1 rRNA gene is annotated in these 801 nt (G+C 58.3%); it reads left to right on the plus strand.

Features of this window, described 5'->3' with window-relative positions:
- Window positions 1-801, plus strand: a 23S ribosomal RNA gene (locus IEY98_RS32285); the annotation flags it as partial.

The following is an 801-nucleotide window of genomic DNA, read 5'->3' on the forward strand; positions in this document are numbered from 1 at the left end:
AGCGAAATTCCTTGTCGGGTAAGTTCCGACCTGCACGAATGGAGTAACGACTTCTCGGCTGTCTCGACCACAGGCCCGGTGAAATTGCACTACGAGTAAAGATGCTCGTTACGCGCGGCAGGACGGAAAGACCCCGGGACCTTTACTATAGCTTGGTATTGGTGCTTGGTTCGGTTTGTGTAGGATAGGTGGGAGACTGGGAAGCGCTCACGCCAGTGGGTGTGGAGTCGTCGTTGAAATACCACTCTGATCGTACTGAGCATCTCAACCTCGGACCGTGATCCGGTTCAGGGACAGTGCCTGGTGGGTAGTTTAACTGGGGCGGTTGCCTCCCAAAGGGTAACGGAGGCGCCCAAAGGTTCCCTCAGCCTGGTTGGCAATCAGGTGTTGAGTGCAAGTGCACAAGGGGGCTTGACTGTGAGACTGACGGGTCGAGCAGGGACGAAAGTCGGGACTAGTGATCCGGCGCTGGCTGGTGGAAGCGGCGTCGCTCAACGGATAAAAGGTACCCCGGGGATAACAGGCTGATCTTGCCCAAGAGTCCATATCGACGGCATGGTTTGGCACCTCGATGTCGGCTCGTCGCATCCTGGGGCTGGAGTAGGTCCCAAGGGTTGGGCTGTTCGCCCATTAAAGCGGTACGCGAGCTGGGTTTAGAACGTCGTGAGACAGTTCGGTCCCTATCCGCCGCGCGCGTTGGAGACTTGAGGAAGGCTGTCCCTAGTACGAGAGGACCGGGACGGACGAACCTCTGGTGTGCCAGTTGTCCCGCCAGGGGCATGGCTGGTTGGCTACGTTCGG

The sequence above is a fragment of the Actinokineospora fastidiosa genome, assembly GCF_014648415.1.
Classification (GTDB): domain Bacteria; phylum Actinomycetota; class Actinomycetes; order Mycobacteriales; family Pseudonocardiaceae; genus Actinokineospora; species Actinokineospora fastidiosa.